Source organism: Pseudomonas sp., assembly GCF_041601375.1.
Classification (GTDB): domain Bacteria; phylum Pseudomonadota; class Gammaproteobacteria; order Pseudomonadales; family Pseudomonadaceae; genus Aquipseudomonas.
This window is the reverse complement of sequence record NZ_JBFIIG010000025.1, coordinates 11,747-36,310: the sequence shown is the minus strand read 5'-3', so window position 1 is coordinate 36,310 and position 24,564 is coordinate 11,747. Positions and strand designations below refer to the sequence as shown.

The 24,564-nt window shown below is 63.2% G+C and carries 21 protein-coding genes; 5 read left to right on the top strand and 16 right to left on the bottom strand.

Annotated elements, in window-relative coordinates:
- The 4 genes from ABZE94_RS05935 to rpsU form a co-directional block, all read right to left on the bottom strand.
- On the bottom strand, positions 1 to 673 hold a 673-nt coding region (locus ABZE94_RS05935; RefSeq protein WP_372874605.1), incomplete at its 3' end, for a transporter substrate-binding domain-containing protein.
- A gap of 101 nt (positions 674 to 774) precedes the next feature.
- Positions 775 to 2,619 carry an RNA polymerase sigma factor RpoD gene (rpoD, locus tag ABZE94_RS05930; RefSeq protein WP_372874604.1) on the bottom strand — a complete coding sequence of 615 codons (1,845 nt, stop codon included), beginning with the start codon at positions 2,617 to 2,619 and terminating at the stop codon, positions 775 to 777.
- Positions 2,620 to 2,686: 67 nt separating this feature from the next.
- The gene (gene dnaG / locus ABZE94_RS05925) at positions 2,687 to 4,678 is read right to left on the bottom strand and encodes a DNA primase (protein ID WP_372874603.1); all 1,992 of its coding nucleotides are present in this window, start codon (positions 4,676 to 4,678) and stop codon (positions 2,687 to 2,689) included.
- Positions 4,679 to 4,818: 140 nt separating this feature from the next.
- Positions 4,819 to 5,034, bottom strand: coding sequence for a 30S ribosomal protein S21 (gene rpsU / locus ABZE94_RS05920; protein WP_003296736.1), 216 nt, complete (start codon positions 5,032 to 5,034; stop codon positions 4,819 to 4,821).
- A gap of 206 nt (positions 5,035 to 5,240) precedes the next feature.
- Here rpsU and tsaD point away from each other — a divergent pair, with 206 nt between their 5' ends.
- The gene (tsaD, locus tag ABZE94_RS05915; protein WP_372874602.1) at positions 5,241 to 6,266 is read left to right on the top strand and encodes a tRNA (adenosine(37)-N6)-threonylcarbamoyltransferase complex transferase subunit TsaD; all 1,026 of its coding nucleotides are present in this window, start codon (positions 5,241 to 5,243) and stop codon (positions 6,264 to 6,266) included.
- Between the two features lie 248 nt (positions 6,267 to 6,514).
- Here tsaD and plsY read toward each other — a convergent pair whose 3' ends face one another.
- On the bottom strand, positions 6,515 to 7,084 hold the full coding sequence (gene plsY / locus ABZE94_RS05910; protein WP_372874601.1) for a glycerol-3-phosphate 1-O-acyltransferase PlsY: 570 nt from the start codon (positions 7,082 to 7,084) through the stop codon (positions 6,515 to 6,517).
- Between the two features lie 298 nt (positions 7,085 to 7,382).
- On the opposite strand from plsY, the gene folB reads away from it, so the two are divergent.
- Both folB and folK read left to right on the top strand, forming a co-directional pair.
- A complete protein-coding gene (gene folB / locus ABZE94_RS05905) occupies positions 7,383 to 7,739 on the top strand; it encodes a dihydroneopterin aldolase (RefSeq protein ID WP_372874600.1) in 357 nt (118 codons plus the stop codon).
- Complete coding sequence (gene folK, locus ABZE94_RS05900; protein WP_372874599.1) at positions 7,730 to 8,269, top strand: 2-amino-4-hydroxy-6-hydroxymethyldihydropteridine diphosphokinase; 540 nt, start codon at positions 7,730 to 7,732, stop codon at positions 8,267 to 8,269. The genes folB and folK overlap by 10 nt, the downstream gene beginning before the upstream one ends.
- 15 nt (positions 8,270 to 8,284) lie before the next feature.
- Here the strand turns inward: folK and ABZE94_RS05895 are convergent, their stop codons facing one another.
- The 11 genes from ABZE94_RS05895 to ABZE94_RS05845 all read right to left on the bottom strand — a co-directional run bounded on the left by ABZE94_RS05895 (position 8,285) and on the right by ABZE94_RS05845 (position 22,745).
- On the bottom strand, positions 8,285 to 9,541 hold the full coding sequence (locus ABZE94_RS05895; RefSeq protein ID WP_372874598.1) for a multifunctional CCA addition/repair protein: 1,257 nt from the start codon (positions 9,539 to 9,541) through the stop codon (positions 8,285 to 8,287).
- A 393-nt stretch (positions 9,542 to 9,934) separates the two neighbouring features.
- Entirely contained in the window at positions 9,935 to 11,515 is a 1,581-nt protein-coding gene (locus ABZE94_RS05890) for a SpoVR family protein (protein WP_372874597.1), read from the bottom strand.
- A complete protein-coding gene (locus tag ABZE94_RS05885) occupies positions 11,512 to 12,783 on the bottom strand; it encodes a YeaH/YhbH family protein (protein WP_372874596.1) in 1,272 nt (423 codons plus the stop codon). The genes ABZE94_RS05890 and ABZE94_RS05885 overlap by 4 nt, the downstream gene beginning before the upstream one ends.
- Positions 12,784 to 12,886: 103 nt before the next feature.
- Positions 12,887 to 14,809, bottom strand: a complete 1,923-nt coding sequence (locus tag ABZE94_RS05880; RefSeq protein ID WP_372874595.1) for a PrkA family serine protein kinase — start codon at positions 14,807 to 14,809, stop codon at positions 12,887 to 12,889.
- A gap of 283 nt (positions 14,810 to 15,092) precedes the next feature.
- On the bottom strand, positions 15,093 to 15,422 hold the full coding sequence (gene glpE / locus ABZE94_RS05875; RefSeq protein WP_372874594.1) for a thiosulfate sulfurtransferase GlpE: 330 nt from the start codon (positions 15,420 to 15,422) through the stop codon (positions 15,093 to 15,095).
- A complete protein-coding gene (locus tag ABZE94_RS05870; RefSeq protein WP_372874593.1) occupies positions 15,419 to 16,243 on the bottom strand; it encodes a symmetrical bis(5'-nucleosyl)-tetraphosphatase in 825 nt (274 codons plus the stop codon). Before ABZE94_RS05870 ends, glpE begins: the two co-directional genes overlap by 4 nt.
- Positions 16,243 to 16,623, bottom strand: coding sequence for a Co2+/Mg2+ efflux protein ApaG (apaG, locus tag ABZE94_RS05865; RefSeq protein WP_372874592.1), 381 nt, complete (start codon positions 16,621 to 16,623; stop codon positions 16,243 to 16,245). Before apaG ends, ABZE94_RS05870 begins: the two co-directional genes overlap by 1 nt.
- 30 nt (positions 16,624 to 16,653) lie before the next feature.
- On the bottom strand, positions 16,654 to 17,463 hold the full coding sequence (gene rsmA / locus ABZE94_RS05860) for a 16S rRNA (adenine(1518)-N(6)/adenine(1519)-N(6))-dimethyltransferase RsmA (protein WP_372874591.1): 810 nt from the start codon (positions 17,461 to 17,463) through the stop codon (positions 16,654 to 16,656).
- A gap of 122 nt (positions 17,464 to 17,585) precedes the next feature.
- Positions 17,586 to 18,578, bottom strand: a complete 993-nt coding sequence (gene pdxA, locus ABZE94_RS05855) for a 4-hydroxythreonine-4-phosphate dehydrogenase PdxA (protein ID WP_372874590.1) — start codon at positions 18,576 to 18,578, stop codon at positions 17,586 to 17,588.
- Positions 18,579 to 18,712: 134 nt separating this feature from the next.
- Complete coding sequence (locus ABZE94_RS05850) at positions 18,713 to 20,005, bottom strand: peptidylprolyl isomerase (protein WP_372874589.1); 1,293 nt, start codon at positions 20,003 to 20,005, stop codon at positions 18,713 to 18,715.
- A complete protein-coding gene (locus ABZE94_RS05845) occupies positions 19,986 to 22,745 on the bottom strand; it encodes an LPS-assembly protein LptD (protein WP_372874588.1) in 2,760 nt (919 codons plus the stop codon). The genes ABZE94_RS05850 and ABZE94_RS05845 overlap by 20 nt, the downstream gene beginning before the upstream one ends.
- A 124-nt stretch (positions 22,746 to 22,869) precedes the next feature.
- Here ABZE94_RS05845 and ABZE94_RS05840 point away from each other — a divergent pair, with 124 nt between their 5' ends.
- Complete coding sequence (locus ABZE94_RS05840) at positions 22,870 to 23,895, top strand: aminoglycoside phosphotransferase family protein (RefSeq protein WP_372874587.1); 1,026 nt, start codon at positions 22,870 to 22,872, stop codon at positions 23,893 to 23,895.
- Positions 23,892 to 24,563, top strand: coding sequence for an N-acetylmuramate alpha-1-phosphate uridylyltransferase MurU (gene murU / locus ABZE94_RS05835; RefSeq protein WP_372874586.1), 672 nt, complete (start codon positions 23,892 to 23,894; stop codon positions 24,561 to 24,563). The genes ABZE94_RS05840 and murU overlap by 4 nt, the downstream gene beginning before the upstream one ends.
- Position 24,564: the final 1 nt, after the last annotated feature.

Genomic DNA, 24,564 nt, shown 5'->3' with positions numbered 1-24,564 from the left:
GCGGCGCGGCCATGGCCAGTTGATAGCGGTAGGGCGTTTCGCCGCTGATGAACAGGCTGGCCAGCTTGAGCTGGCGCAGGCTCCAGGCGCTGGAGGCGAGGTCGCCGATCATGGCGTCGGCCTGGCCGCTGGCGAGTGCTTGCAGGGCGGCGCCGACGCTCGGTAGCGGAAGCAGGTGAAGGTCCGGGTGCCGGCTGCGCAGCAGTTCGTGGGGCGCATAATCGGCGACCACGGCAATTTTCAGGTCATGGAGGTCCTTCAGCGCTCGCGGTTGCGGGCCGCCATCGCGCGCCAGGATGATGATCGGGAAGTCCAGGTAGGGGCGGGTGAAGGTCAGGTAGGCCTGGCGCTCTGGGGTCGCCATCACGGCGGGGAGCAAATCGAGTTGGCCGGCCTTGGCCTGTGCCAGTACCTGGCTCCAGCTGGCTGTCTCGCTCGGCTGCAGGCTCACGCCGAGGCGTTGCTCGAGCAGGGCGATGTAGTCGGCGGCGAGGCCCCGGTAGCGACCCTGGGCGTCGCGAAACTCGAACGGCGGCCAGGCGGCATCGATGCCCAGGCGCAGCACGGGGTGTTCGGCAAGCCAGTTGCGCTCCTCATCGCTGAGCGGCAAGGCGGCAACCGGACTGACCCAATACACCAGACACGACAGGAGAATGGCCGGCAATCGCGGCATGGCGGCCTCGTTACGGAGCAGGTACTACTCCGAGTGTAGACCGGGCTTGGCAGTCGGCTAGGCAGATAGCAAAACCCCCGGTGTTGGCCGGGGGTTCTGGGTTACTCGTCGAGGAATGAGCGTAGATGCTCGCTTCGCGTCGGGTGGCGCAACTTGCGCAGCGCCTTGGCCTCGATCTGACGAATTCGCTCACGGGTGACATCGAACTGTTTACCAACCTCCTCGAGGGTGTGGTCGGTGTTCATGTCGATGCCGAAGCGCATGCGCAGTACCTTGGCTTCACGAGCGGTGAGGCCGGCCAGTACTTCGCGGGTGGCTTCCTTGAGGCTTTCCACGGTCGCCACGTCGATCGGCGACTGTGTTCCGGAATCCTCAATGAAGTCGCCCAGGTGCGAATCTTCGTCGTCGCCGATCGGGGTTTCCATGGAGATCGGCTCTTTGGCGATCTTCAATACCTTGCGGATCTTGTCCTCGGGCATTTCCATGCGTTCACCCAGCTCTTCCGGGGTCGGTTCGCGACCCATCTCCTGCAACATCTGCCGGGAGATACGGTTGAGCTTGTTGATGGTCTCGATCATGTGCACCGGAATACGGATGGTGCGGGCCTGGTCGGCAATCGAGCGAGTGATCGCCTGACGGATCCACCAGGTGGCATAGGTCGAGAACTTGTAGCCGCGACGGTATTCGAACTTGTCCACCGCCTTCATCAGGCCGATGTTGCCTTCCTGGATCAGGTCGAGGAATTGCAGGCCGCGGTTGGTGTACTTCTTGGCGATCGAGATCACCAGGCGCAAGTTGGCTTCAACCATCTCTTTCTTCGCGCGGCGGGCCTTGGCCTCGCCGATCGACATGCGCCGGTTGATGTCCTTGATCTCGGCCAGGGTCAGGTCGCTCTCGGCTTGCAGGGCGACAAGCTTCTGCTGGCAGCGCTGGATGTCGGCTTGCAGGCCGCCGATGGCTTCGGCGTACTTGGCTTTGCCCTTGGCCAGTTGCTCGGACCAGGTGAGATCGACTTCATTGCCCGGGAACAGGCGCAGGAAGTCGGCGCGCGGCATCCGTGCATCACGTACGCAGAGTTGCATGATGGCGCGTTCCTGGGCGCGCAGGCGCTCCAGGGCACCACGTACGCGGACCACCAGTGCTTCATATTGCTTGGGCACCAGCTTGATCGGCATGAACAGCTCGCCCAGGGCTTTCAGCTCGGCGATGCCTTGCTTGCTGCCGCGGCCATGCTTGCTCACCGCCTGCTTGGCGATCTCCAGTTGCTCGGAGATGGCCGTGAAGCGGCGCAGGGCTTCTTCCGGATCCGGACCGCCGTCGCCTTCTTCTTCCTCTTCGGCGTCGTCCTCGTCCTCGTCCTTGTCGTCGGCATCGTCGGCAGTGCCGTCTTTGACCGGCACAGGCGCGGCGGCTTCGGCAGGAACACTGCCGTCGTCCGGGTCGATATAGCCGTTGAGGACTTCAACCAGGCGGCCGCCTTCGGTGGTCACGCGGGTGTATTCGGCGAGGATGCTGTCGACGGTGCCAGGGAAGTGGGCAATAGCGCCCATGACTTCACGGATACCCTCTTCGATACGCTTGGCGATTTCGATTTCGCCTTCGCGGGTCAGCAGCTCCACTGTGCCCATTTCACGCATGTACATGCGCACCGGGTCCGTGGTTCGGCCAATGTCGGTTTCGACCGCTGCCAACGCAGCCGCTGCTTCTTCCGCAGCCGCTTCGTCGGTATCGGCGTCGGCCAGCATAAGAGAATCCTTATCTGGCGCAACCTCGAATACGTTGATCCCCATGTCGTTGATCATGCGGATGATGTCTTCCACCTGTTCCGGATCTGAAATATCCTCCGGCAGGTGGTCGTTGACCTCCGCGTAAGTCAGGTAGCCCTGCTCACGACCAAGGGTGATCAACTCTTTGATACGAGACTGCTGTTGCGCTTTTCCGGACATAACACCCTATCCACTGAAGGTCTTGGCGGGCTAAAAACAAGCCGCGGATTATACCCGAATAAGACCCCTATGCGCCAGTTGGGCTCGGGATTACCGGTGATGCATTACGGCTTAGCAGGTTACGCAGTTGGTTTTTTTCCTCTGCACTTAACTCACTTTGACGGGCTTTGTTGATCAAATGTTCCAGGCTGCGCTCACGTTGGCGGGCCACAAGACTAGTTATAGTGTCAAAAAACTGTTGTTCAAGGTTGTCGGCTGAAATCAGCCACTCTTTTTCCGCCAGGGCCCGTAACAGACGGCCCTGCTCGGTACCGTGCCAGCGCGCGATCAGTTGCAGGGCGCGCAGTTTCGGGTTCTTTTGCAGGGCGCCGAGCAGGGCTACCAGCAATTGTGCGTAAGTGTCGTCTTCGGCGGCGAAGTGGCTGACGTCTTCGACGTTCTGGGCCAGTTCGGGGTGGTGCAGCAGCGTGCGCAGCGCGCTCAGGTGCGGCGATTCGACGCTGACGGCGGTGCGCGGTGCGCGCGGGGTGAAGTCGTCGCGCCCCTTTTTACTCCATTTTCCGCCTTCTTTCTTCCAATCGCTCTTGCCCTTGCTGCGCTCGAAGCCCGCCGTGGGGGTGGGGTTTTCATATTCATTGGGGCTGACGGCGACATCGTAGTAGGCACTATCGGGAATTTCACCATGATCCGGGTAGTAATCGCCGGAGGCCGGGTTGGGGCTGGAGTGGGCGCCGCTCTTGACGGCGGGCGCCATCTGGCTCAGGGCTTCGCCGCTGAGGCCGGTGATTTCGGTGAGGCGCTGGCGCATCAGGGTGCGCAGGTTGTTGCCGGGGATCTTGTCGATCAGTGGCGCGGCCAGGGTCACCAGGTGGGCTTTGCCTTCGAGCGAGCGCGGGTCGGCCTCTTCGCTGAGTTGCTGGAAGAAGTAGTCGGCCAGCGGTTGCGCCTGCTGGTTGATGCGGGCGCGGAAGGCGTCTGTGCCTTCGCTGCGCACCAGGGTGTCCGGGTCCTCGCCGTCGGGGAGGAACAAAAAGCGCGCACGCCGGCCATCCTGCAGGCTGGGCAGGGTCGCTTCCAGGGCGCGCCAGGCGGCATTGCGTCCGGCGGCGTCGCCGTCGAAGCAGAACAGCACGCTGGGCACGATGCGGAACAGGCGCTTGAGGTGCTCTTCGCTGGTGGCGGTGCCGAGGGTGGCGACGGCGTTGCGCAGGCCTTGCTGGGCCAGGGCGATGACGTCCATGTAGCCTTCGACCACCATGATCTCGTCGAGGTCGCGGTTGCTCTTGCGTGCCTCGAACAGGCCGTAGAGTTCCTGGCCCTTGTGGAATACCGGGGTTTCCGGGGAGTTCAGGTACTTGGGTTTGTCGTCGCCGAGGACCCGGCCGCCGAAGGCGATCACCCGGCCGCGGCTGTCGCGGATGGGGAAGATCACCCGGTCGCGGAAGCGGTCGTAGCGTTTGATTTTTTCCGGATTGTCGGCGTTTTCCACCAGCAGGCCGGCGTCGATCATGGCCTTCTGTTGCAGGCTGTCGCTGGCCAGGTGTTTGTGCAGGTTGTCCCAGCCGGGCGGGGCGAAGCCGAGGCCGAAATCGCGGGCGATCTCGCCGGACAGGCCGCGGCCCTTGAGGTAGTCGACGGCGGCCTTGCGCTGTGGATGGCTCTTCAGGGCCTGGCGGTAGTACTCGGCGGCGGCGGTCAGCAGCGGGTAGAGCGGTGAGTCGGTGGGTTGGCGCGGTTTGCTGCTGTTGCGTCCGCCTTCTTCGCGCGGCACGTCCATGCCGGCTCGCTTGGCCAGGTCCTCGACCGCCTGGGGGAAGTCCAGTTGGTCGTGGTCCATGATAAAACCCAGGGCGTTGCCGCCGGCGCCGCAGCCGAAGCAGTAATAGAACTGTTTGTCCGGGCTGACGCTGAACGAGGGGGTTTTTTCTTTATGGAAGGGGCAGCAGGCGGTGTAGTTCTTGCCGGCCTTTTTCAGCTGGATGCGCGAGGCGACCACGTCGACGATATCGGTGCGGTTGAGCAGGTCATCGATAAAAGACTGTGGGATCAGGCCGGCCATAGGCGCTCAGAATACTGCCGTGCGAGGCGGCTGGACAAAGATTACGGAAACTAAAAGACCCCGCGCCACCGGTGGGTGGTGCGGAGTCCAAAAGCGAAGCCCGGCCGAAGCCGGGCGTTCAGGCGTTGCGCTTGTACGTCTTAGTACAGGCGGACGCTGCGGCGCTGTTCGCGCTGAACTTTCTTGGCGTGACGCTTAACGGCGGCTGCTGCTTTGCGCTTGCGCTCGGAAGTCGGCTTTTCATAAAATTCACGGCTGCGAACTTCGGCCAGAACACCGGCTTTTTCGCAGGAGCGCTTGAAACGACGCAGAGCGACGTCGAAGGGTTCGTTCTCTTTAACTTTGACGGCTGGCATCCAGGGCGTACCTTCTTTATTACCGGGGGGTGTCGTACTCCTGGCAAATGGCGCTGGAGAACGTACGTTTTTAAGGGTTGCGAATGTTACCGCCTCATCGCAAGGAATGCAAAGCCTCTGATCGAAAAGCGCTGGTCTGAGTCCGTCGGCGCCGATTATCATGCGCGCCTTCAGGCGTTTAGCCCCTCGAACTCAAGGCGTTGCCCATGCTGGTACTGGGATTGGAAACTTCATGCGATGAGACCGGCGTCGCACTCTATCACAGCGAGCGTGGCTTGCTGGCCGATGCCTTGTTCAGCCAGATCGAACAGCACCGCATCTATGGCGGGGTGGTGCCCGAGCTGGCCTCGCGCGATCACGTCAAGCGCATGCTGCCCTTGATCCGCGAGGTGCTGGCCGAGGCCAAATGCACGGCCGGCGATATCCAGGCCGTTGCCTATACCGCCGGTCCCGGCCTGGTCGGGGCGCTGCTGGTGGGCGCCTCCTGCGCCCAGGCGCTGGCATTCGCCTGGGGCATTCCGGCGCTAGGTGTACACCACATGGAAGGCCACTTGCTGGCACCGATGCTGGAGGAAAATCCGCCGGCTTTTCCGTTCGTCGCTTTGTTGGTTTCCGGCGGCCATACCCAGCTGGTGAGGGTCGACGGCATCGGTCGTTACCAACTGCTCGGCGAGTCGCTCGACGATGCCGCCGGCGAAGCCTTCGACAAGACCGCCAAGCTGATGGGCCTGCAATATCCGGGCGGCCCGGAAATCGCGCGGCTGGCCGAGCAGGGCACGCCGGGGCGCTTTACCTTCCCACGGCCGATGACCGACCGGCCGGGGCTGGATTTCAGTTTCAGCGGCTTGAAGACCTTTACCCTGAATACCTGGCAGCAGTGCCGCGCCGCCGGTGATGATGGCGAGCAGACTCGCTGTGACGTCGCCCTGGCGTTCCAGCAGGCAGTGGTCGAGACCCTGACCATCAAGTGTCGGCGGGCGCTCAAGCAGACCGGGCTCAACTCGCTGGTGATCGCCGGAGGCGTCAGTGCGAACAAGGCGCTGCGTCTGGGGCTGGAGAAAATGCTCACCGAGTTCAAGGGGCAGGTGTTCTATGCCCGCCCGGCGTTCTGCACCGACAACGGCGCGATGATCGCCTATGCCGGCTGTCAGCGCCTCAAGGCCGGGCAGCACGAGGAGCTGAACATCAAGGTGCAGGCGCGCTGGCCGATGGAGCAGTTGCCGGCGCTCTAGTCGAAAGCCATAGAGGGGTCGTCCCGTCTTCGACGGAGCGCTGTCGCGCAGCCAACGGGGTGTTCGGGCCCCCTGTCGTAGGAGCGGCTTTAGCCGCGAAGCTTTGGCTGTGCCGCGAAGAATTCGCGGCTAAAGCCGCTCCTACACAAAGCGTCATAACCCATAGAATCAATGAGATGCGGTTTTTTCGATGCGAGAAATAGCGGGCGCGCCGCCGTCGAGCCGCACTTGTGGCTTGCCGCTGCTAGTTAAAAATGCCGCTCTCTGCCGTCGAACAGGTCGCGGAGATTGCTGCGGTGCCGCCAGACGATCAGGCCGGTCACTGCGCTCATCGGCAGCAATGCTTCGGGTTGTTGCCAGGCCAGCAGTGGCAGGCTCAGTGGCGTGGCGATCAGCGCGGCCAATGAGCTGGTGCGGGTCAGGTTGAAGCTCAGTAGCCAGGCGCAGATGGCCAGCAGTGCAGCCGGCGGGTAAAGTCCCAGCAGCATGCCGGCGGCAGTGGCGACGCCTTTGCCGCCGCGGAAGCGAAAATACAGCGGGTAAAGGTGGCCGATGACGGCGGCGAGGCCGAGCCAGGCCTGTTGTTGCAGGTTCAAGCCAAGCAGGGCGCCGGCCAGGACCGGAAGCAGGCCCTTGAGCAGGTCGCCGAGCAGGGTCAGGCCGGCCAGGCGTTTGCCGGCGACCCGCAGCATATTGGTGGCGCCGGGGTTGCCGGAGCCACTGACGCGTGGGTCCGGCCCACCGGCCTTGCGGCTGAGTAGAATGGCGAAGGACAGTGAACCGAGCAGGTAGGCGAGGATTGCCAGTAGCCAAAACATGGTGGCCATTCCACGGTCGAGGAGTGGCTGGATTCTAGCAGGCAGTTGAGAAGGGTAGCGAGCGCGGGCGATGGCTCGAGCGCAGTGCGATGGCGTGCGGGGTCAGAGCCTGGGGAAATATCGACGGTCGCAGCAGGCAAACGATTTTTTACAGCCTCGCCCGGCGCGGTAAAAGCGTGGCATAGGCGTCGCAAATGAGCATTTAAACCTGATTTCAACGCCGTATAGTCGTGCACGGTAGTTGTTACTCGGCCGGCCAGCGATATGCTGCGGCTTTGGCGTGTTGTGGAGAGAGCGCTTGGACACAGTTTTTATTGAAGGCCTGGAAGTGGATACGGTAATCGGTGCCTACGACTGGGAGCGCAGCATTCGCCAGTGCTTGCGTCTGGATCTGTGCCTGGGCTGGGACAATCGTCCGGCAGCGGCAGGCGATGACCTGGACAAGGCGCTCGATTACGCGGCGGTGTCGGCGCGTGTCCAGGCCTTCGCCAGCGAAGCGCAGTTCATTCTGGTGGAGACCTTTGCCGAGCGGCTTGCCGAGGTGTTGATGAGCGAGTTCCAGATTCCCTGGCTGCGCCTCAGGCTGACCAAGCCCGGCGCGGTACCGGCCGCGATTGGCGGTGTTGGCGTGGAGATCGAGCGCGGATGTCGCTAACTCCCGTTGTGCTCGGGCTGGGCAGCAATATCGAGCGAGAGGCGCATTTGCAGGCCGGACTCGATGCGTTGGCCGCCATGCTGAGCGACATGCGCTGCTCGCCAGTGTTCGAAAGTCAGGCGGTGGGCATCAAGAGCGGGCCCTTCTTCAACCTGGTGGTGGCGGGCTACAGCGAGCTGCCATTGGGTGAGTTGGACCGCCGGCTGAAATTCATCGAGGCCGACAATGGCCGTTACGCGCCCGAGCGCAGGGGGCTGCCGCTGGATATCGATGTGCTGCTGTATGGCGATTTGCTCGGCAATTTCGATGGCCTGATCCTGCCGCGGGCGGAAATCCTCAAGAACGCCTTCGTGCTCTGGCCGCTTTCGCTGTTGCTGCCGGAGCGTTTGCACCCGGGCGAGCAGCGCAGTTTCGCCGAGCTGTGGCAGGGTGCGCAGATCGAACAGCAGCTGTGGCCGGTGGCCTTCCAGTGGCGCGGCAGCGAGCTGACCCCGGCCGAACTGCTCGCGGCATTTCCCAGGTCCGCCTAGTAGCCTTTCGGGTTGCTAGGGTTGGCTGCGCGTATCCTCGGAGACCGGCGCAGGGCTCGCCTTGTAGGCCTTGAGCGCCTTGAGGCGCTCGCGCTTGAGCGCCTCGCCCAGTTCGGGGCCTTGCAAGCCCTGCTCCAGTAGCGGCTGTACCGTCACGGCACGGGCCGCCTGCATGGCGCCGCGCAGGTAATCGGCCTGCGGGTAGGCGCGTTGTTCCAGGCCGGCCCGTCCACGGGCATCCATTTCGCAGGCGGCGATGAACGCCTCGAAGCGCTGCGGGCGGCGAAACACATCGAAGTGCTGCAGCAGCTCCAGCAGGGTCGAGGCTTTCAGCTCCAGGGCGCGGTGACCGTGGGTGTGGTATTCGCCGACCAGCAGGGCCAATTCCTGGCAGTCTTTGGGCGCCTTGCTGCGCTGGTTGATCGCCCGGATCAGCTTGAGGCCTTTGTGCTCATGGGCGATATGCCGCGGCCACTCGGCCTCGGGCGTCAGGCCCTTGCCGACATCATGCAGCAGGCAGGCCCAGCGCACTGCCAGCGGTTGCCGGTGTTCGGCGCACTGACGCAGCACGCTGAGTACATGCGCGCCAGTGTCGATTTCCGGGTGATGGGCGGCCGGCTGCGGCACGCCGAACAGCGCGTCGATTTCCGGCAGGAGTGCCTTGAGGGCGCCGCAGTCACGCAGGACCTGGATGAACACATCGGGACGAGGTTCGAGCAGGGCGCGGGAGATTTCCTTCCAGCTGCGTTCGGCTGTCAGCGCCGACAGTTCGCCGGAGTCGCTCAGTTGCTGCATCAGCGCCAGGGTCTCGGGCGCCACGCGAAAATCCAGTGGCGCATAGCGTGCGGCGAAGCGGGCGACCCGCAGGACGCGCAGCGGGTCTTCGGCGAAGGCCGGGGAGACATGCCGTAGCAGCTTGGCTGCAAGGTCGCGTTGGCCGCCATAGGGGTCGATCAGGCGGCCCTGTGTGTCTTCGGCCATGGCGTTGACGGTGAGGTCGCGGCGGATCAGGTCTTCTTCGAGGGTGACCTCCGGGCTGGCATAGAAGGTGAAGCCGCCATAGCCGCGCCCGCTCTTGCGCTCGGTTCGTGCCAGGGCATACTCCTCGCCGGTTTGCGGGTGCAGGAACACCGGGAAATCTGCGCCCACCGGGCGGAATCCTTGCTCGAGCATCTGTTCGGCCGTGGCCCCGACCACCACCCAGTCGACTTCGCTGACCGGGCGCCCCAACAGGCGGTCGCGCACTGCGCCGCCCACTTTGTAAATCTGCATGCTTGCTCCTCCATTGCGGCACAGCATAACGGCTGGAGGGCCCAAATGTGCGGGCAATCGAGAGTGGCGGCGGGCTTGCACAGGGTTCGCGGCCAAGGCCCCTCCTGCGCTGTGGTGGTGTTCTTGCGAGGGCGGACTTGGCGGCGAGTCTTCGAGGTGGCCACGGCCGTTCGCGGTGCTCTGGCGAGAGGGGATTTGTCCGCGACTGGGCATTGCCGGGCCACGGTTCGCGGCCACGGCCCCTCCTGCGCTGTGGTGATGCTCTTGCAAGGGGGGCTGGCGGCAGCAGACCGCTGCCGGATTGCTTGCGGGCGACGTGCCGGGCGCCTCGCTTGCCTCTCCCGCTGTTGCTCAGGTCATCCAGGCCAATGGGGCACGGGCGGCGGGGCGCGCTCAGATGGGCGGAATCACCAGGTCGAGTCGCGGGTAGTCGCCGTCGGGGTCGGCCTCGCCCTTGGGCGGCACGTGCTGGGTGTCGATCAGTTTGTCGCCCTGCAGGGTTTCCAGGTGTACGTCGAAACCCCACAGGCGATGCAGGTGCTTGAGCACTTCTTCGGTGGAGTTGCCCAGGGGTTTGCGGTCGTGCTGCTGGTGGCGCAGGGTCAGTGAGCGGTCGCCGCGGCGGTCGATGCTCCAGATCTGGATGTTGGGCTCGCGATTGCCCAGGTTGTATTGGGCCGCCAGGGTTTCGCGGATGCTTTGGTAGCCCGGCTCGTCGTGGATGGCCGGGACCAGCAATTCATCCTTCTGGTCGTCATCGAGAATGCTGAACAGCTTGAGGTCGCGGATCACCTTGGGCGACAGGTACTGCAGGATGAAACTCTCGTCCTTGAAGCTGCTCATGGCGAACTTGAGGGTCGTCAGCCAGTCGCTGCCGGCGATCTCGGGGAACCAGTGCTTGTCCTCTGCGGTGGGCTCCTCGCAGATCCGGCGGATGTCGCGGTACATGGCGAAGCCCAGGGTGTAGGGGTTGATGCCGCTGTAGTAGGGGCTGTCGAACGGCGGTTGATAGATCACGCTGGTGTGCGACTGGAGGAACTCCATCATGAAGCCGTCGGTGACCAGGCCCTCCTCATACAGGTCGTTCATCAGGGTGTAATGCCAGAAGCAGGCCCAGCCTTCGTTCATCACCTGAGTCTGGCGCTGCGGATAGAAGTACTGGGCGATCTTGCGCACGATGCGGATCACCTCACGCTGCCAGGGTTCGAGCAGGGGGGCGTGTTTCTCCAGGAAGTACAGGATGTTTTCCTGCGGCTCCGGAGGGAAGCGCTTGTTGTCTTCCTCGCCGCGCTTGTCGGTGCCCTTGGGGATGGTGCGCCAGAGGTCGTTGATCTGTTTCTGCAGATGCTCTTCGCGCTCCTTCTGCCGGCGCCGCTCCTCTTCGGCGGAAATCGGATAGGGGCGCTTGTAGCGGTCGACCCCGTAATTCATCAGGGCATGACAGGAGTCGAGCAGGTCTTCCACCGCATCGATGCCATGGCGTTCCTCGCACTGCATGATGTACTGCTTGGCGAACACCAGGTAATCGACGATCGAGCTGGCGTCGGTCCAGGTGCGGAACAGGTAGTTGCCCTTGAAGAAGCTGTTGTGGCCGTAACAGGCATGGGCAATAACCAGTGCCTGCATGCACATGGTGTTCTCTTCCATCAGGTAGGCGATGCAGGGGTCGGAGTTGATTACGATCTCGTAGGCCAGGCCCATCTGTCCGCGTTTGTAATTCTTCTCGGTACTGAGGAAATGTTTGCCATAGGACCAATGGTGATAACCCAGGGGCATGCCCACCGAGGCATAGGCGTCCATCATCTGCTCGGCGGTGATCACTTCGATCTGGATGGGGTAGGTGTCCAGCGCATAGCGTTCGGCGAGCCGGCCGATTTCGCGGTCGTAGGCGCCAACCAGCTCGAAGGTCCACTCCGAGCCGGTGGAGATCGGTTGGCGTTTCTTTACGGGTACGCTGCTGTCGTGCGCTGTCATGTCGCAAGCCTCCGCTGGAACAGTTCGCGGAACACGGGGTAGATATCGCCTGCCGAGACCAGTTGCTGCTGGGCAAAGGTGTCGTCAAAGGCTTCGCTGACCTGCTCGTACTCGAACCACAGCGCCTGGTGCTCGCGCGGGGTGATCTCGACGTAGGTGAAATATTGCACGAACGGCATGATCTGCTTGATCAATATATCCCGGCAAATCGGTGAATCGTCGTTCCAGTTGTCGCCATCCGACGCCTGGGCGCCATAGATATTCCATTCGTGGGTGGGGTAGCGCGCGGCCATGATCTCCTGCATCAGCTTGAGCGCGCTGGAGACGATGGTGCCGCCGGTCTCGCGGGAGTAGAAGAACTCCTCCTCGTCCACCTCTTTGGCGCTGGTGTGGTGGCGAATGAACACCACGTCGATCTTGTCGTAGTTACGCTTGAGAAACAGGTACAGCAGGATGAAAAAGCGCTTGGCGATGTCCTTGGTGGCCTGGGTCATGGAACCAGAGACGTCCATCAGGCAGAACATCACCGCTTTCGAACTGGGATTGGGTTGTTTGACCAGCAGGTTGTACTTGAGGTCGAAGGTGTCGAGGAAGGGCACGCGTTTTATCCGGGACTGGAGCTTGCCGATTTCCGCTTCAAGCGCCTGAATATCGCCGAAGTTGTCCGGCTCTTCGCGCTTCAGGCGCTCCAGTTCGAGCTGCGACTCTTTCAGTTTGGTGCGGCTGCTGCCGGACAGGGCGATGCGCCGGGCGTGAGCCGAGCGCAGGGTGCGCACGATGTTGATCCGTGACGGATTGCCCTCGTTGCTGATGCCGGCGCGTACGGTCTTGAAGGTGTCGGCACCGGTCAGGTGGCGCTTCACCAGATTGGGCAGTTCGAGGTCCTCGAACATGAAGTCGAGAAACTCTTCCTGAGTGATCTGGAAGACGAACTCATCCATGCCTTCGCCGGTGTTGCTGGCCTTGCCGCCGCCTCGACCGCCGCCACCGCCCGGCGGCCGCGGAATGCGTTCGCCCGCAGTGAATTCCTTGTTGCCCGGATGGACGATGGTCTGCTTGCCGCCACGGCCGTGGTGAAATATCGGCTCGTCGATGTCGCGACCGGGAATGCTGATCTGTTCGCCATGCTCCATGTCGGTGATGGAGCGGCGGCTAACCGCCTCTTCGACGGCTTTCTTGATGTGCTCACGGTAACGCCGCAAGAAGCGCTGGCGGTTTACCGTGCTCTTGTTCTTGCCGTTCAGGCGTCGGTCGATCACATGGCTCATAGGGGCCCCTCCAGGGAGCTGCAAGCCACAAGCCACAAGCTGCAAGGGTGGTCCGGTCCCGGACCTCTTGCTTGCAGCTTAAAGCTTGCTGCTTATGGCTGCCTTACTGCGATTTACGAACCCGCAGATACCATTCGGACAGCAGGCGCACCTGCTTGTCGGTATAGCCGCGCTCGACCATGCGAGTGACGAAGTCGTTGTGTTTCTGTTGGTCCTCCTTGCTCGCCTTGGCGTTGAAGCTGATGACAGGCAGCAGGTCTTCGGTATTGGAGAACATCTTCTTCTCGATCACTACGCGCAGCTTCTCGTAGCTGAGCCAGGTCGGGTTCTTGCCGTTGTTGTTGGCCCGGGCGCGCAGCACGAAGTTGACGATCTCGTTGCGGAAGTCCTTCGGGTTGCTGATGCCGGCCGGTTTCTCGATCTTCTCCAGCTCCTCGTTGAGCGCGACGCGGTTGAGGATCTCGCCGGTTTCCGGATCACGGTATTCCTGATCCTGGATCCAGAAATCGGCGTACAGCACGTAACGGTCGAAGATGTTCTGTCCGTACTCGCTGTAGGACTCGAGGTAAGCGGTCTGGATTTCCTTGCCGATGAATTCGATGTAGCGCGGCGCCAGGTATTCCTTGATGAAGCGCAGGTAGCGTTCGCGGGTTTCTGCAGGGAACTGCTCCTGTTCGATCTGCTGTTCCAGCACATAGAGCAGGTGCACCGGGTTGGCGGCCACCTCGTGCGGGTCGAAGTTGAACACCTTGGACAGGATCTTGAAGGCGAAGCGGGTCGACAGGCCGTTCATGCCCTCGTCGACACCGGCATTGTCGCGGTACTCCTGGATCGACTTGGCCTTGGGGTCGGTGTCCTTGAGGTTCTCACCGTCATAGACGCGCATCTTCGAGTAGATATTCGAGTTTTCCGGCTCCTTCAGGCGGCTCAGCACCGAGAACTGGGCCAGCATCTTCAGGGTGTCCGGTGCGCAATGGGCCTTGGCCAGCGAGCTGTTGGTGAGGAGTTTCGCGTAGATCTTGATTTCGTCGGTGACGCGCAGGCAGTAGGGCACCTTGACGATGTAGATACGGTCGATGAACGCCTCGTTGTTCTTGTTGTTGCGGAAGTTGTGCCATTCCGACTCGTTGGAGTGGGCCAGCAGGATGCCGCTGTAGGGAATTGCGCCGAGGCCCTCGGTGCTGTTGTAGTTGCCTTCCTGGGTGGCGGTGAGCAGCGGATGCAGCACCTTGATCGGCGCCTTGAACATCTCGACGAACTCCATCAGGCCCTGGTTGGCCCGGCACAGGGCGCCGGAATAGCTGTAGGCATCGGCGTCGTTCTGCGGAAATTCTTCCAGTTTGCGGATATCCACCTTGCCGACCAGGGAGGAGATGTCCTGGTTGTTCTCGTCGCCCGGTTCGGTCTTGGCGATGGCGATCTGGTTGAGGATCGAGGGGTACAGCTTGACCACGCGGAACTGGCTGATGTCGCCACCGAACTCGGTCAGGCGCTTGGTCGCCCAGGGCGACATGATGCTGTTCAGGTAGCGCTGCGGAATGCCGTATTCCTCTTCGAGGATGGCGCCGTCCTCGTCGACGTTGAACAGCCCCAGCGGTGACTCGAACACCGGTGAACCCTTGATCGCATAGAAGGGTACCTTTTCCATCAGGTGCTTGAGTTTTTCCGCCAGCGACGACTTGCCGCCGCCAACCGGACCGAGCAGGTAGAGGATCTGCTTCTTCTCTTCCAGGCCCTGAGCGGCATGGCGGAAGTAGGAGACGATCTGGTCGATGCATTCTTCCATGCCGTGGAAGTCGGCGAAGGTCGGATAGCGGCGGATCACCTTGTTGGAGAAGATCCGCGACAGCCGCGAGTTGCTTGAGGTATCGATCAATTCAGGCTCGCCAATCGCCAGCAGCAGACGCTCTGCTGCCGAGGCGTAGGCGCCGCGATCCTGTTTGCACAGTTCGAGGTATTCCTGCAGGGAGTATTCCTCCTGCCGGGTCGCCTCGAAGCGTTGCTGGAAGTGGCTGAAAATGCTCATGACTTCACCTCGCTCGATGCTTAGAGCCGCCGTGGCATCGGTCGTGCGGGTGCGGGTGATCGGCTGATACTTCAGCCTGGAAAATCCCCCAGAACACCTAAAGGTCTTACCGATGGCCCGGATGCCGGATAACCGACTCTACCTTGATTTTGGATGGCCTGAGCTAAAGGATAGTTCGGAATCGGTAAGGTCAAGTGGCGACGAACGATAACAGGATATTACCGCTGCTTAGGGGCGGGCGATAGCCCAGTGTTGGCGTGGTCTGACGCGGTGAAATAAATTTTCAGTCGTCTGGCGTTTGCGCGGTTTCTTCCGGGAAAGTCGCGCGCCACAGTTCGAAACCGCCATCCAGACTGTACACGGCGCTGAAACCTTGGCCGACCAGGTAGGCGGCGGCACTCTGGCTGGAGTTGCCGTGGTAGCAGGTGACGATCAGCGGCAGATCGAGATCGGCCTTGGCGATGAAGTCATGCAGCGAGTGATTGTCCAGGTGCTGCGAGCCTTTGATATGGCCGGCGGCAAAGCTCTGCGGGTCGCGGATGTCGACCACGGCGGCGCCTTGCTGGCGCAGAACCTGGGCCGTGGACGGGGGGATACGTGTGAACTCGCTCATGCGTGCACCTCATTGCAGTCACAGCGGTGGCGTTCGCCGCTGTCGATATTTAGCAGGGTCAGGGCGCCACCCCAGACACAGCCAGTGTCCAGGGCGAACAGGCCGGGCTCTTCGCAGCGACCTTCCAGGGCCGCCCAGTGGCCGAAGATGATCTTCTGTCCGCGGGTCTTGCGCTGTTTATGGCTGAACCAGGGCGCATAACCGGACGGCGAACTGCCGGCGTCTTCCTTGCTTTTCAGGTCCAGAGTGCCATCTGCCGTGCAGAAACGCATGCGCGTGAAGTAGTTGGTGATCACCCGCAGGCGGGTCACGCCATGCAGATCCTTGTCCCATTTGGCCGGCTCGTTGCCGTACATGCCATCGAGGAACAGTGGGAAGCGGGCGTCGTCGCGCAGGGCCTCCTCGACCTCGGCTGCACGCCTGAGGGCACTCTGTAGCGACCACTGCGGCGGTATACCGGCATGTACCAGGACGATGTCGCGCTCGGCGTCGTAATGCAGCAGCTTCTGCCGACGCAGCCAGTCGAGCAGTTCGGCACGATCCGGGGCGTCGAGAATCTCCTGCAGGGTGTCGCTCTTCTTCAAACGTTCGATATTGGTGGCGACGGCCAGCAGGTGCAGGTCGTGGTTGCCCAGCACGCAGGTCAGCGCATCGCGCATCTGATAGAGGAAACGCAAGGTGGCGAGCGATTGCGGGCCGCGGTTGACCAGGTCGCCGACCAGCCACAGACGATCTTTGGCCGGGTCGAATGCGACGCGCTGCAGCAGGCATTGCAAGGGTTTCAGGCAGCCTTGCAGGTCGCCGACGGCATAGGTCGCCATCAGTGCAACGAGCCTGGTACCGCCAGGCGGAACGGTGCGATAAGGGCGTCGAACTGCTTGCCGTCTTCGGCGAGCATCTGGTAACTGCCTTGCATGGTGCCGACGCGGGTGGCCATGACGGTACCGCTGCTGTAAGTGTGGCGCTCGCCGACCGCGATCAGCGGTTGTTGGCCGACCACGCCGGCGCCACGCACCTCCTGCACGTGGCCGTCGCCATCGGTGATGAGCCAGTGGCGTGACAGCAGTTTGGCCGGCAATTGACCCTGGTTGACGAGGGTCACGCTATAGGCGAAGGCGAAGCGGTTCTGCTCCGGCTGCGACTGTTCCGGCAGGTAGCGGGTGGTGACGCTGACGTCGACCTGGTAACGGGGATCTGACATTGACTCGTACTCGGTAAGCTGAAAACCAGTCTAGCTGGGTCGCTCGCTGCTGGGTTGCTCGGCCAGCCGATCGGCCAGGCGGACGAAGGCGGCCAGGTCCAGTTGTTCCGGGCGCAGGCTGCCGTCGACACCGGCCGCTTCGATCTCATCGGCACTGAGCAAGGCCTTGAGCGTGTTGCGCAGGGTCTTGCGCCGCTGGTTGAAGGCCTCGCGCACCACGTTCTCGAGCAGGCGGTGGTCCTTGGCCGGATGGGGCAGCACGTCGTGCGGCACCAGCCGGACGATCGCCGAGTCGACCTTGGGCGGCGGATTGAACGCGCCGGGGCCGACATTGAACAGATGCTCCACCCGGCAGTGGTACTGCACCATGATCGACAGACGGCCCCAGTCCTTGCCGCCCGGGCCGGCGGCCAGGCGCTCGACCACTTCCTTCTGCAGCATGAAGTGCATGTCGCGGATCAGCGCGGCGTTGTTCAGCAGGTGGAAAATCAGCGGGGTGGAGATGTTGTACGGCAGGTTACCGACCACGCGCAGGCTATGCGGCGCGGGGTCGAGGCTGCTGAAGTCGAACTTCAGGGCGTCGCCCTGGTGCAGCTGGAAGCGCGGCTCGGCGGCGAACTTGGCATTGAGCAGCGGGATCAGGTCGCGGTCCAGTTCGATCACGTCGAGCTGCGCGCCGCTGTCGAGCAGGCCTTCGGTGAGGGCGCCCTGACCCGGGCCGATTTCCAGCATGCGCTCGCCTTCGCGGGCATGAATGGCGCGCAGGATGCGGTGGATGACGCCGGCGTCGTGCAGGAAGTTCTGGCCGAAACGCTTGCGCGCGCGGTGGTGGTCGGACATCTGGGGCAGCTCCAAGCCTCAAGCTGCAAGCATCAAGCAAGCGCTGAAAGCATTAATGCAAAGACGCGCAGCTTACCAGTTGCGCTCGGCAACGGCACCCCGCCTGGCTTGCGGTGTGCGGCTCAGCGCCGGCTGTCCGCCATCTGATAGGCGGTTTCCAGGGCGACCTGCAGGCTGCCGCTGTCGATCCTGCCGCTGCCGGCCAGATCCAGGGCTGTGCCATGGTCGACCGAGGTGCGGATGATCGGCAGGCCCAGGGTGATATTGACGGCGGCGCCGAAGCCCTTGTATTTGAGCACCGGCAGGCCCTGGTCGTGGTACATCGCCAGCACGGCGTCGCAGTGCTCGAGGTGCTTGGGGGTGAACAGGGTGTCGGCCGGCAGTGGGCCGGTCAGGTCAATGCCTTCGCCGCGAAGCAGTTCGAGGGTCGGCTCGATCACCTCGATTTCTTCGCGGCCGAGGTGGCCGCCTTCGCCGGCGTGCGGATTGAGGCCGCAGACCAGGATGCGTGGTCGGGCGATGCCGAATTTAGTGCGCAGGTCATGGTCGAGGATGCGGGTAACCCGGGCCAGGCGCTCGGCGGTTATGGCGGCGGCGACATCCTTGAGCGGCAGGTGGGTGGTCACCAGGGCCACGCGCAGGCCGTGGGTGGCGAGCATCATCACCACCTGCTCGCTGTGGGTCAGTTCGGCGAGAAATTCGGTGTGCCCGGAGAAGGCGATGCCGGCCTGGTTGATCACGCCCTTGTGCACCGGCGCGGTGATCATGCCGGCGAAATGCCCGTCGAGGCAGCCCTGGGCGGCGCGGTTCAGGGTTTCCAGGACATAGCCGGCATTGGCCGGGTCCAGTTGGCCGGGCAGCACGGCTGCCGTCAGCGGCGTGTCCCAGACGTACAGGTTGCCCGCCGGTGCGGGAGCGCTTGGCCAGTTGCCGGGGCCGACCTCGATCAGCCGAATGGCCAGGTTCAGGCCGTGGGCGCGCTCGGCGAGCAGGTCGCGGCTGGCAATGGCTATCAGCGCATGGGGTTGCGCCTGGCGAGCGAGCAGCAGGCACAGGTCGGGGCCGATGCCCGCCGGCTCGCCGGGGGTCAGTGCGAAGAGGTGTGGTGCAGTCATGGGCAGGTTCTCGGTTGTGCCTTGCGGGTGAGCGTCGAGGCGGGCAGTGCCAGTTTACGCCGCGCCCGCTACGGAACGAAAAAGCCCGGCGCTGCGAGGGGGCAGGCGCCGGGCTTTAATTGGCTCGGTGTTATCTACAGCTTGATTTCGACGTAGGCCTCGTCGCGGATCTGCCGCAACCAGGTCTGCAGTTCTTCGTCGTACTTGCGGTTGCGCAGTACGGTCAAGGCCTGTTGCTCGCGGAACTGTGCGCTGCCGTCGGTGGCGCGGCGGCCTACAACCTGCAGCACGTGCCAGCCGTAAGGGCTCTTGAACGGTTCCGACAGTTCGCCGCTGGCGGTGTTGCTCATCACCTCGCGGAACTCCGGCACCAGCGCGTTGGGGTCGATCCAGTCGAGGCTGCCGCCGTTGAGCGCCGAGCCCGGGTCTTCGGAGAAGTTCTTCGCCAGTTCGCCGAAGTCTTCGCCGGCCAGGAGGCGTTCATGCAGGCGTTCGATCAGGCGTTTGGTTTCCGCTTCGCTGCGAATCTCGCTGGGCTTGATGAGGATGTGCCGAACGTTGACTTCTTCGAGCACCTGGGTGCCGCCGCCGCGCTTTTCCAGGAGCTTGAGCATGATGAAGCCGCCGGGCGTGCGCATGGGTTCGGTGACATCGCCGACCGCCATTGCACCAACCATGGCGTCGAATGGCGGTGGCATCTGTGCCGCCTTGCGCCAGCCCATTTCGCCGCCTTCAAGGGCGGTCTCGCTGGCCGAGTGGGCGATGGCCATCTGGGCGAAGTCGGCGCCGTCGCGCAGCTGCTGGTACAGTTCCTGTGCCTGGCGCTCAGCGGCCTGGATAGCTTGCGGGGAGGAGCCGTCCGACAGTGGAATGAGGATATTGGCCAGGCGGAATTCTTCCGACAGTTGCAGCTTGCCGAGGTCGGAGGCGAGGAAGTTCTGCACTTCCTGGTCGGTGACCTGGATGCGCTCGGCTACCCGGCGTTGACGCACACGGCTGATGACCATTTCGCGACGCACCTGATCGCGGGCGTCGGCATAGGACAGGCCGTCCTGGGCCAGGGCCGCGCGGAACTGTTCGAGGCTCATGCCGTTGCGCTGGGCAATGCTGGCCAGGGCCTGGTTGAGTTCTTCGTCGGTGATGCGAATGCCGGAGCGGTCGCCGATCTGCAGCTGGATGTTCTCGATGATCAGGCGATCGAGCACCTGCTGGCTTAGGACATCCTCGGGCGGCAGTTCTGCACCGCGTTTGGCGATGGTTTGCTGCACCTCGCGTACCCGGGTGTCCAGCTGGCTCTGCATGATCACGTCATTGTCGACGATGGCCACGACACGGTTGAGGGGTTGTACCTCGGCTTGCGCCGCGGCACCCAGAAACAGTGCGCCCAGCAGTAGCGGGCGCACGCAATCAGAAAGCTTGATCTTCACGTTCACGATAACCTTGAATGCCTTGGTCGAGGAAAGTCTCGACCTTGTTGCCTGTCACGCCTCCCAAGCCTTTGAGGACGATTTGCAGGAAAATGCCGCGGTCCGGCTCATCATTCAGCGCTGGATTCAGGCTGACTTCGTCATAGTCGATCCAGTAGCGGTTGATCAGGCGCAGCTTCCAGCAGCAGTTGTCGTATTCGAAACCGCCGAAGGCTTCGAGGGTGCGATCACGGGCGTAATCGTACTGCCAGCGGGAAATCACGCTCCACTGCGGGACGATCGGCCAGATCACCGAGAAGTCATGCTGGCTGACCTTGTAGTAGTCCTTGATGTAGTTCGGGCTGCCCGGGGTGCCGAAGTCACCGCCACCGATCACCCAGTTACCGCTGGCCTGGTCGAAGCGTATGGTGTCGTTGCGGTAGCGGTAACCGGCATTGACCACCTTGTTCGGGTTGTCTTCCGGCTGGTAGTGGAACATTGCGCTGCCCGAGCGGGTACTGCGGGTGTCCGGGTCCCAGTTGAAGTCCGAGGAGAAGCGCCAGTCGCGGTTGAAGCGATACAGGTACTCCAGGGCATAGGGCGATTGCGAGGCCTGGGCGTCAGCGCGAGTGCGGTAGTCGATGCCCGGCATCTGCACCTGGCGGTCTTCGAAGTAGAAGGCCTGGCCGATGCTGAAGCGTTGACGCTCGAAACCGTTGCTCTCGATCCAGCGGTTGGTCAGGCCCAGCGACAGCTTGTTCTCGTCGCCGATGCGGTCCTTGCCGGAGAAACGGTTCTCGCGGAACAGCGATGCATAGCTGAAATTGCTCTCGCCAGTGTCGAACACCGGAATATCGGTCTGGTCTTCCTCGGGGACATAGAGGTAGAACAGCCGTGGCTCCAGGGTCTGGCGGTAGGATTTGCCGAACAAGGTGGTGTCGCGGTCGAAGTACAGGCCGCTGTCGACGCTGACGATGGGGACGCCGCGATCCTGGCTGCTGTCGAACTGCTGTTCGGCCAGCAGGCTGTTCTTGCCCTGCTGGTCGAGGCTCAGGTCGTAATTGGTCTGCAGGTACTTGACCTTGGGCGTCAGGAAGCCCCAGCTCCAGTTCAGCGGTAGGCTGACCGCCGGCTCCAGGTGCAGGCGCGTGCCGTTGGCGCGGGCCAGGCCGCGCAGGCGCTCGTCATACCAGAGCTGTTCGGCCACGCCCTCTTCGTTGATGAAGCTGCCATCGCGCAAGTCGCGGTCGAAGCGCACCAGCTCACTGCCGTAGCTGATGTTCAGGCCACCCGGCTGGAACGGCAGGGCGCCATCCAGGGTGATCTGCGGCAGGCGGTTGTACGGGGTGATGTCGGTGATATTGGCCAGTTCGTAAGCATGGGCGTTCAGCCGCGCGGTGTAGCTGCCGCCGCGATAGGTCAGGGTGCCGCGCTGGTTGACGTAGCTGGTGGAGTCGATGCCGAGATCGGTGTCCAGGTCCTGGAAGTAATAGGGGTCGCTGATGTCGGTGTAGTCGACTTCGGCCAGCAGGCGCGAGTCGAGGCCGCCCTTGTGCTGCCAGCTGTAGAGCCAGCGCTGGTCTTCGTAGTCCGACTGCAGTTTGCGGTCGTCGTTGCTGTCGTCGAGGTAAGCCGCGCCAAACTGGCCTTCGCTGCTCTTGGTCAGGTAGCGACCTTCGCCTTCGATGAGCAGACCGCGGTCACTCATGTAGGTCGGATAGAGCGTGGCGTCGTAGTTCGGCGCCAGGTTGAAGTAGTAGGGCGTCTGCAGCGTCATGCCGTTATCGCTGGAGCTGCTGATGCTCGGCGGCAGGAAGCCGGACTGACGGCGGTCGTCGATCGGGAAGTAGATGTAGGGGGTGTAGAAAACCGGGAAATCCTTCACCCGCAGGGTCACGTTGGTCGCCGTGCCGAAGCCGGTGGCCGGGTTCAGAGTGACGTTGTTGCCCTTCAGGTGCCAGGCGTTGCTGCCCGGTTCACAGGAGGTATAGGTGCCGTCTTTCAGGCGGATCACCGCGGTCTCTTCGCGCTTGGCGTAGAGCGCGCTGCCGCGCACATGGCTTTTGTGCAGCACGTATTCGGCGTTGTCGACCTTGGCTTCGCCGTTGTCGAGTTGCAGTTCGGCGCGATCGCCGACCACCAGGACGCCCTGGTCGCGCAGGCGCACGTTACCGATCAGTTCGCCGCGGTTTTCCGCCTGGTGCAGGCTGGCTTCGTCAGCCTCGACCTGCATGCCGGCCTGGCGCAACACGACATCGCCGGCCAGGGTGGCGACCTGTTGTTCCTGCTCGTAGCGCGAGGCTTTGGCGGTAATGAACAGCGGCGCCTGACTCATCGGCGTCTGGTCGTACATCCCTGGCCGGCTCGGCTCGACATAGCCGCCCGCACAGTAGGGACCGACTTCCGCCAGCTGCGCTTCGCTCAGGTTCTCGCGGGGCACCCAGTCGAGGTGGCTGTAGTCGGCGCTGCGCGAAGCCAGGGCCTTGCCGCCACTCTCCGTGACCAATGTGGCGCGGGAAGCGCGACTCGCGTCAGAATCGTCCGGGCGCTGGGCCGTGGCCGAATCTTTCTGCACAGGCCGCTCCGGCACTGCAGCGCTAGGGGTTTTCGGGGCGCATGCCCAGCCACCGGTAGCGGACGCCTGGCAGTCGTATTGTTCGGCCGCGCCAGCGAATTGGCTGGTCAGTGGCTGCAAGGCCAACAGGCCGCCAGTTACCAGAAGGGGGAATTTTTTGCGGAACCTAGGGTATTTTACTGCCATCTTGTTATCCGGGCTTCCTGCGCGCATTGGGCCCAGAGGCCGCACGCCTCTCGATGGGCTGAAAAAGATGCTGGATAATAAAGCATGACCCGCGCAACGGCTAGCGCCGTCGGAGACCCTTGTAATGCCTGATGAAGATATACGTCTGCAGCTCCTCAATCATTGGCTCGACCAGCAACTGCCGGCCTTGTTCGCCGCCCGCGGTTGGGGGGAGGTGCCGCCCGCTACCCTGACGCCCGCCAGCAGTGACGCCAGTTTTCGCCGTTATTTCCGCTGGCAGGGCGATGGCCGCAGCCTGATCCTGATGGATGCACCGCCGCCGCAGGAGGACTGCCGACCCTTCGTCAAGGTCGCCGAGCGGCTGGCCGTGGCGGGGGTCAATGTGCCGCAGATTCTCGCCGAGGATCTGGAGCGGGGATTTCTCCTGCTCAGCGATCTGGGGCGCCAGACCTACCTGGACGTGATCGATGCGCAGAATGCCGATCGGCTGTTCGACGATGCCGTGCAGGCCTTGCTGGCCTTTCAACGGCTGCCGATGGATGCGCCGCTGCCCAGCTATGACGACGCCCTGCTGCGCCGCGAGCTGCAGCTGTTTCCCGAGTGGTATGTGCGGCGGCACCTGGGCGTCGAGCTGAGCGAGGCGCAGCAGGCCGCCTGGCAGCGTATCTGTACGCGGCTGATCGACAGCGCCCTGGCCCAGCCCCAAGTGCTGGTGCACCGCGACTACATGCCGCGCAACCTGATGCTCAGCACCCCGAACCCGGGGGTGCTGGACTTTCAGGATGCGGTCTACGGTCCGGTGACCTACGACGTCACCTGTCTGTTCAAGGATGCCTTCCTCAGTTGGCCCGAGGCGCGGGTGCGCGACTGGCTCGCGGGTTACTGGCAGCAGGCGGGGGCGGCGGGGATTCCAGTGCAGGCCGAACTGGACGAGTTCCTGCGTGCCAGCGACCTGATGGGCGTGCAGCGGCATCTCAAGGTGATCGGCATCTTCGCGCGGATCTGCCACCGCGACGGCAAACCCAGGTACCTGGACGATGTGCCGCGCTTCTTCGCCTACATAGACGCCGTGCTGGCGCGCCGTCCGGAGTTGGCCGAACTGGCGCAGCTGTTCGCCAGCCTGCCCCAGGCCGCCGCGGTGCCGGCATGAAGGCGATGATCCTGGCGGCCGGCAAGGGCGAGCGCCTGCGCCCCCTGACCCTGCATACGCCCAAGCCGCTGGTGCAGGCCGCCGGCGTGCCCTTGATCGAGTACCACGTGCGCGCCCTGGCCGCCGCAGGCTTCCGCGAACTGGTGATCAACCATGCCTGGCTCGGTCGGCAGATCGAGGATTACCTGGGCGATGGCGCGGACTTTGGCCTGAGCATCGCCTATTCGGCCGAGGGCGAGCCGCTGGAAACCGGCGGCGGAATTTTTCGCGCGCTGCCGCTGCTGGGCGATCAGCCTTTTGTGCTGGTCAATGGCGACATCTTCACCGATTACCCCTTCGCTCAACTGCGTCGACCCTTGGCCGGGCTGGCTCATCTGGTACTGGTGGATAATCCGCCGCATCACCGCACCGGCGATTTTGCCTTGTGCGCCGAGCGGGTCGGCGAGGCGCGCGCCGAGCAGCCGAGTCTGACCTACAGCGGTATCGCCGTGCTGGCCCCAGCCTTGTTTGCCGGTTGCCAGCCGGGCGCATTCAAGCTGGCGCCGCTGTTGCGCCGGGCCATGGGCGAAGGCCAGGTCAGCGGCGAGCGTTTCGCCGGGCGCTGGGTCGATGTCGGCACCCATGAGCGCCTGGCCGAAGTCGAGCGTTTGCTCGCCGCGGGGCATTGAG

What these genes read in the sequence shown, in the direction of transcription:
- glpE (WP_372874594.1), bottom strand. Translation starts at nt 15,422, where the DNA reads ATGAGCGAGTTCACACGTATCCCCCCGTCCACGGCCCAGGTTCTGCGC.
- folK (WP_372874599.1), top strand. Translation starts at nt 7,730, where the DNA reads ATGTCGCTAACTCCCGTTGTGCTCGGGCTGGGCAGCAATATCGAGCGA.
- murU (WP_372874586.1), top strand. Translation starts at nt 23,892, where the DNA reads ATGAAGGCGATGATCCTGGCGGCCGGCAAGGGCGAGCGCCTGCGCCCC.
- apaG (WP_372874592.1), bottom strand. Translation starts at nt 16,623, where the DNA reads ATGTCAGATCCCCGTTACCAGGTCGACGTCAGCGTCACCACCCGCTAC.
- tsaD (WP_372874602.1), top strand. Translation starts at nt 5,241, where the DNA reads ATGCTGGTACTGGGATTGGAAACTTCATGCGATGAGACCGGCGTCGCA.
- ABZE94_RS05870 (WP_372874593.1), bottom strand. Translation starts at nt 16,243, where the DNA reads ATGGCGACCTATGCCGTCGGCGACCTGCAAGGCTGCCTGAAACCCTTG.
- rpoD (WP_372874604.1), bottom strand. Translation starts at nt 2,619, where the DNA reads ATGTCCGGAAAAGCGCAACAGCAGTCTCGTATCAAAGAGTTGATCACC.
- dnaG (WP_372874603.1), bottom strand. Translation starts at nt 4,678, where the DNA reads ATGGCCGGCCTGATCCCACAGTCTTTTATCGATGACCTGCTCAACCGC.
- rpsU (WP_003296736.1), bottom strand. Translation starts at nt 5,034, where the DNA reads ATGCCAGCCGTCAAAGTTAAAGAGAACGAACCCTTCGACGTCGCTCTG.
- ABZE94_RS05895 (WP_372874598.1), bottom strand. Translation starts at nt 9,541, where the DNA reads ATGCAGATTTACAAAGTGGGCGGCGCAGTGCGCGACCGCCTGTTGGGG.
- ABZE94_RS05885 (WP_372874596.1), bottom strand. Translation starts at nt 12,783, where the DNA reads ATGAGCCATGTGATCGACCGACGCCTGAACGGCAAGAACAAGAGCACG.
- rsmA (WP_372874591.1), bottom strand. Translation starts at nt 17,463, where the DNA reads ATGTCCGACCACCACCGCGCGCGCAAGCGTTTCGGCCAGAACTTCCTG.
- plsY (WP_372874601.1), bottom strand. Translation starts at nt 7,084, where the DNA reads ATGTTTTGGCTACTGGCAATCCTCGCCTACCTGCTCGGTTCACTGTCC.
- ABZE94_RS05845 (WP_372874588.1), bottom strand. Translation starts at nt 22,745, where the DNA reads ATGGCAGTAAAATACCCTAGGTTCCGCAAAAAATTCCCCCTTCTGGTA.
- ABZE94_RS05890 (WP_372874597.1), bottom strand. Translation starts at nt 11,515, where the DNA reads ATGACAGCGCACGACAGCAGCGTACCCGTAAAGAAACGCCAACCGATC.
- ABZE94_RS05880 (WP_372874595.1), bottom strand. Translation starts at nt 14,809, where the DNA reads ATGAGCATTTTCAGCCACTTCCAGCAACGCTTCGAGGCGACCCGGCAG.
- ABZE94_RS05840 (WP_372874587.1), top strand. Translation starts at nt 22,870, where the DNA reads ATGCCTGATGAAGATATACGTCTGCAGCTCCTCAATCATTGGCTCGAC.
- pdxA (WP_372874590.1), bottom strand. Translation starts at nt 18,578, where the DNA reads ATGACTGCACCACACCTCTTCGCACTGACCCCCGGCGAGCCGGCGGGC.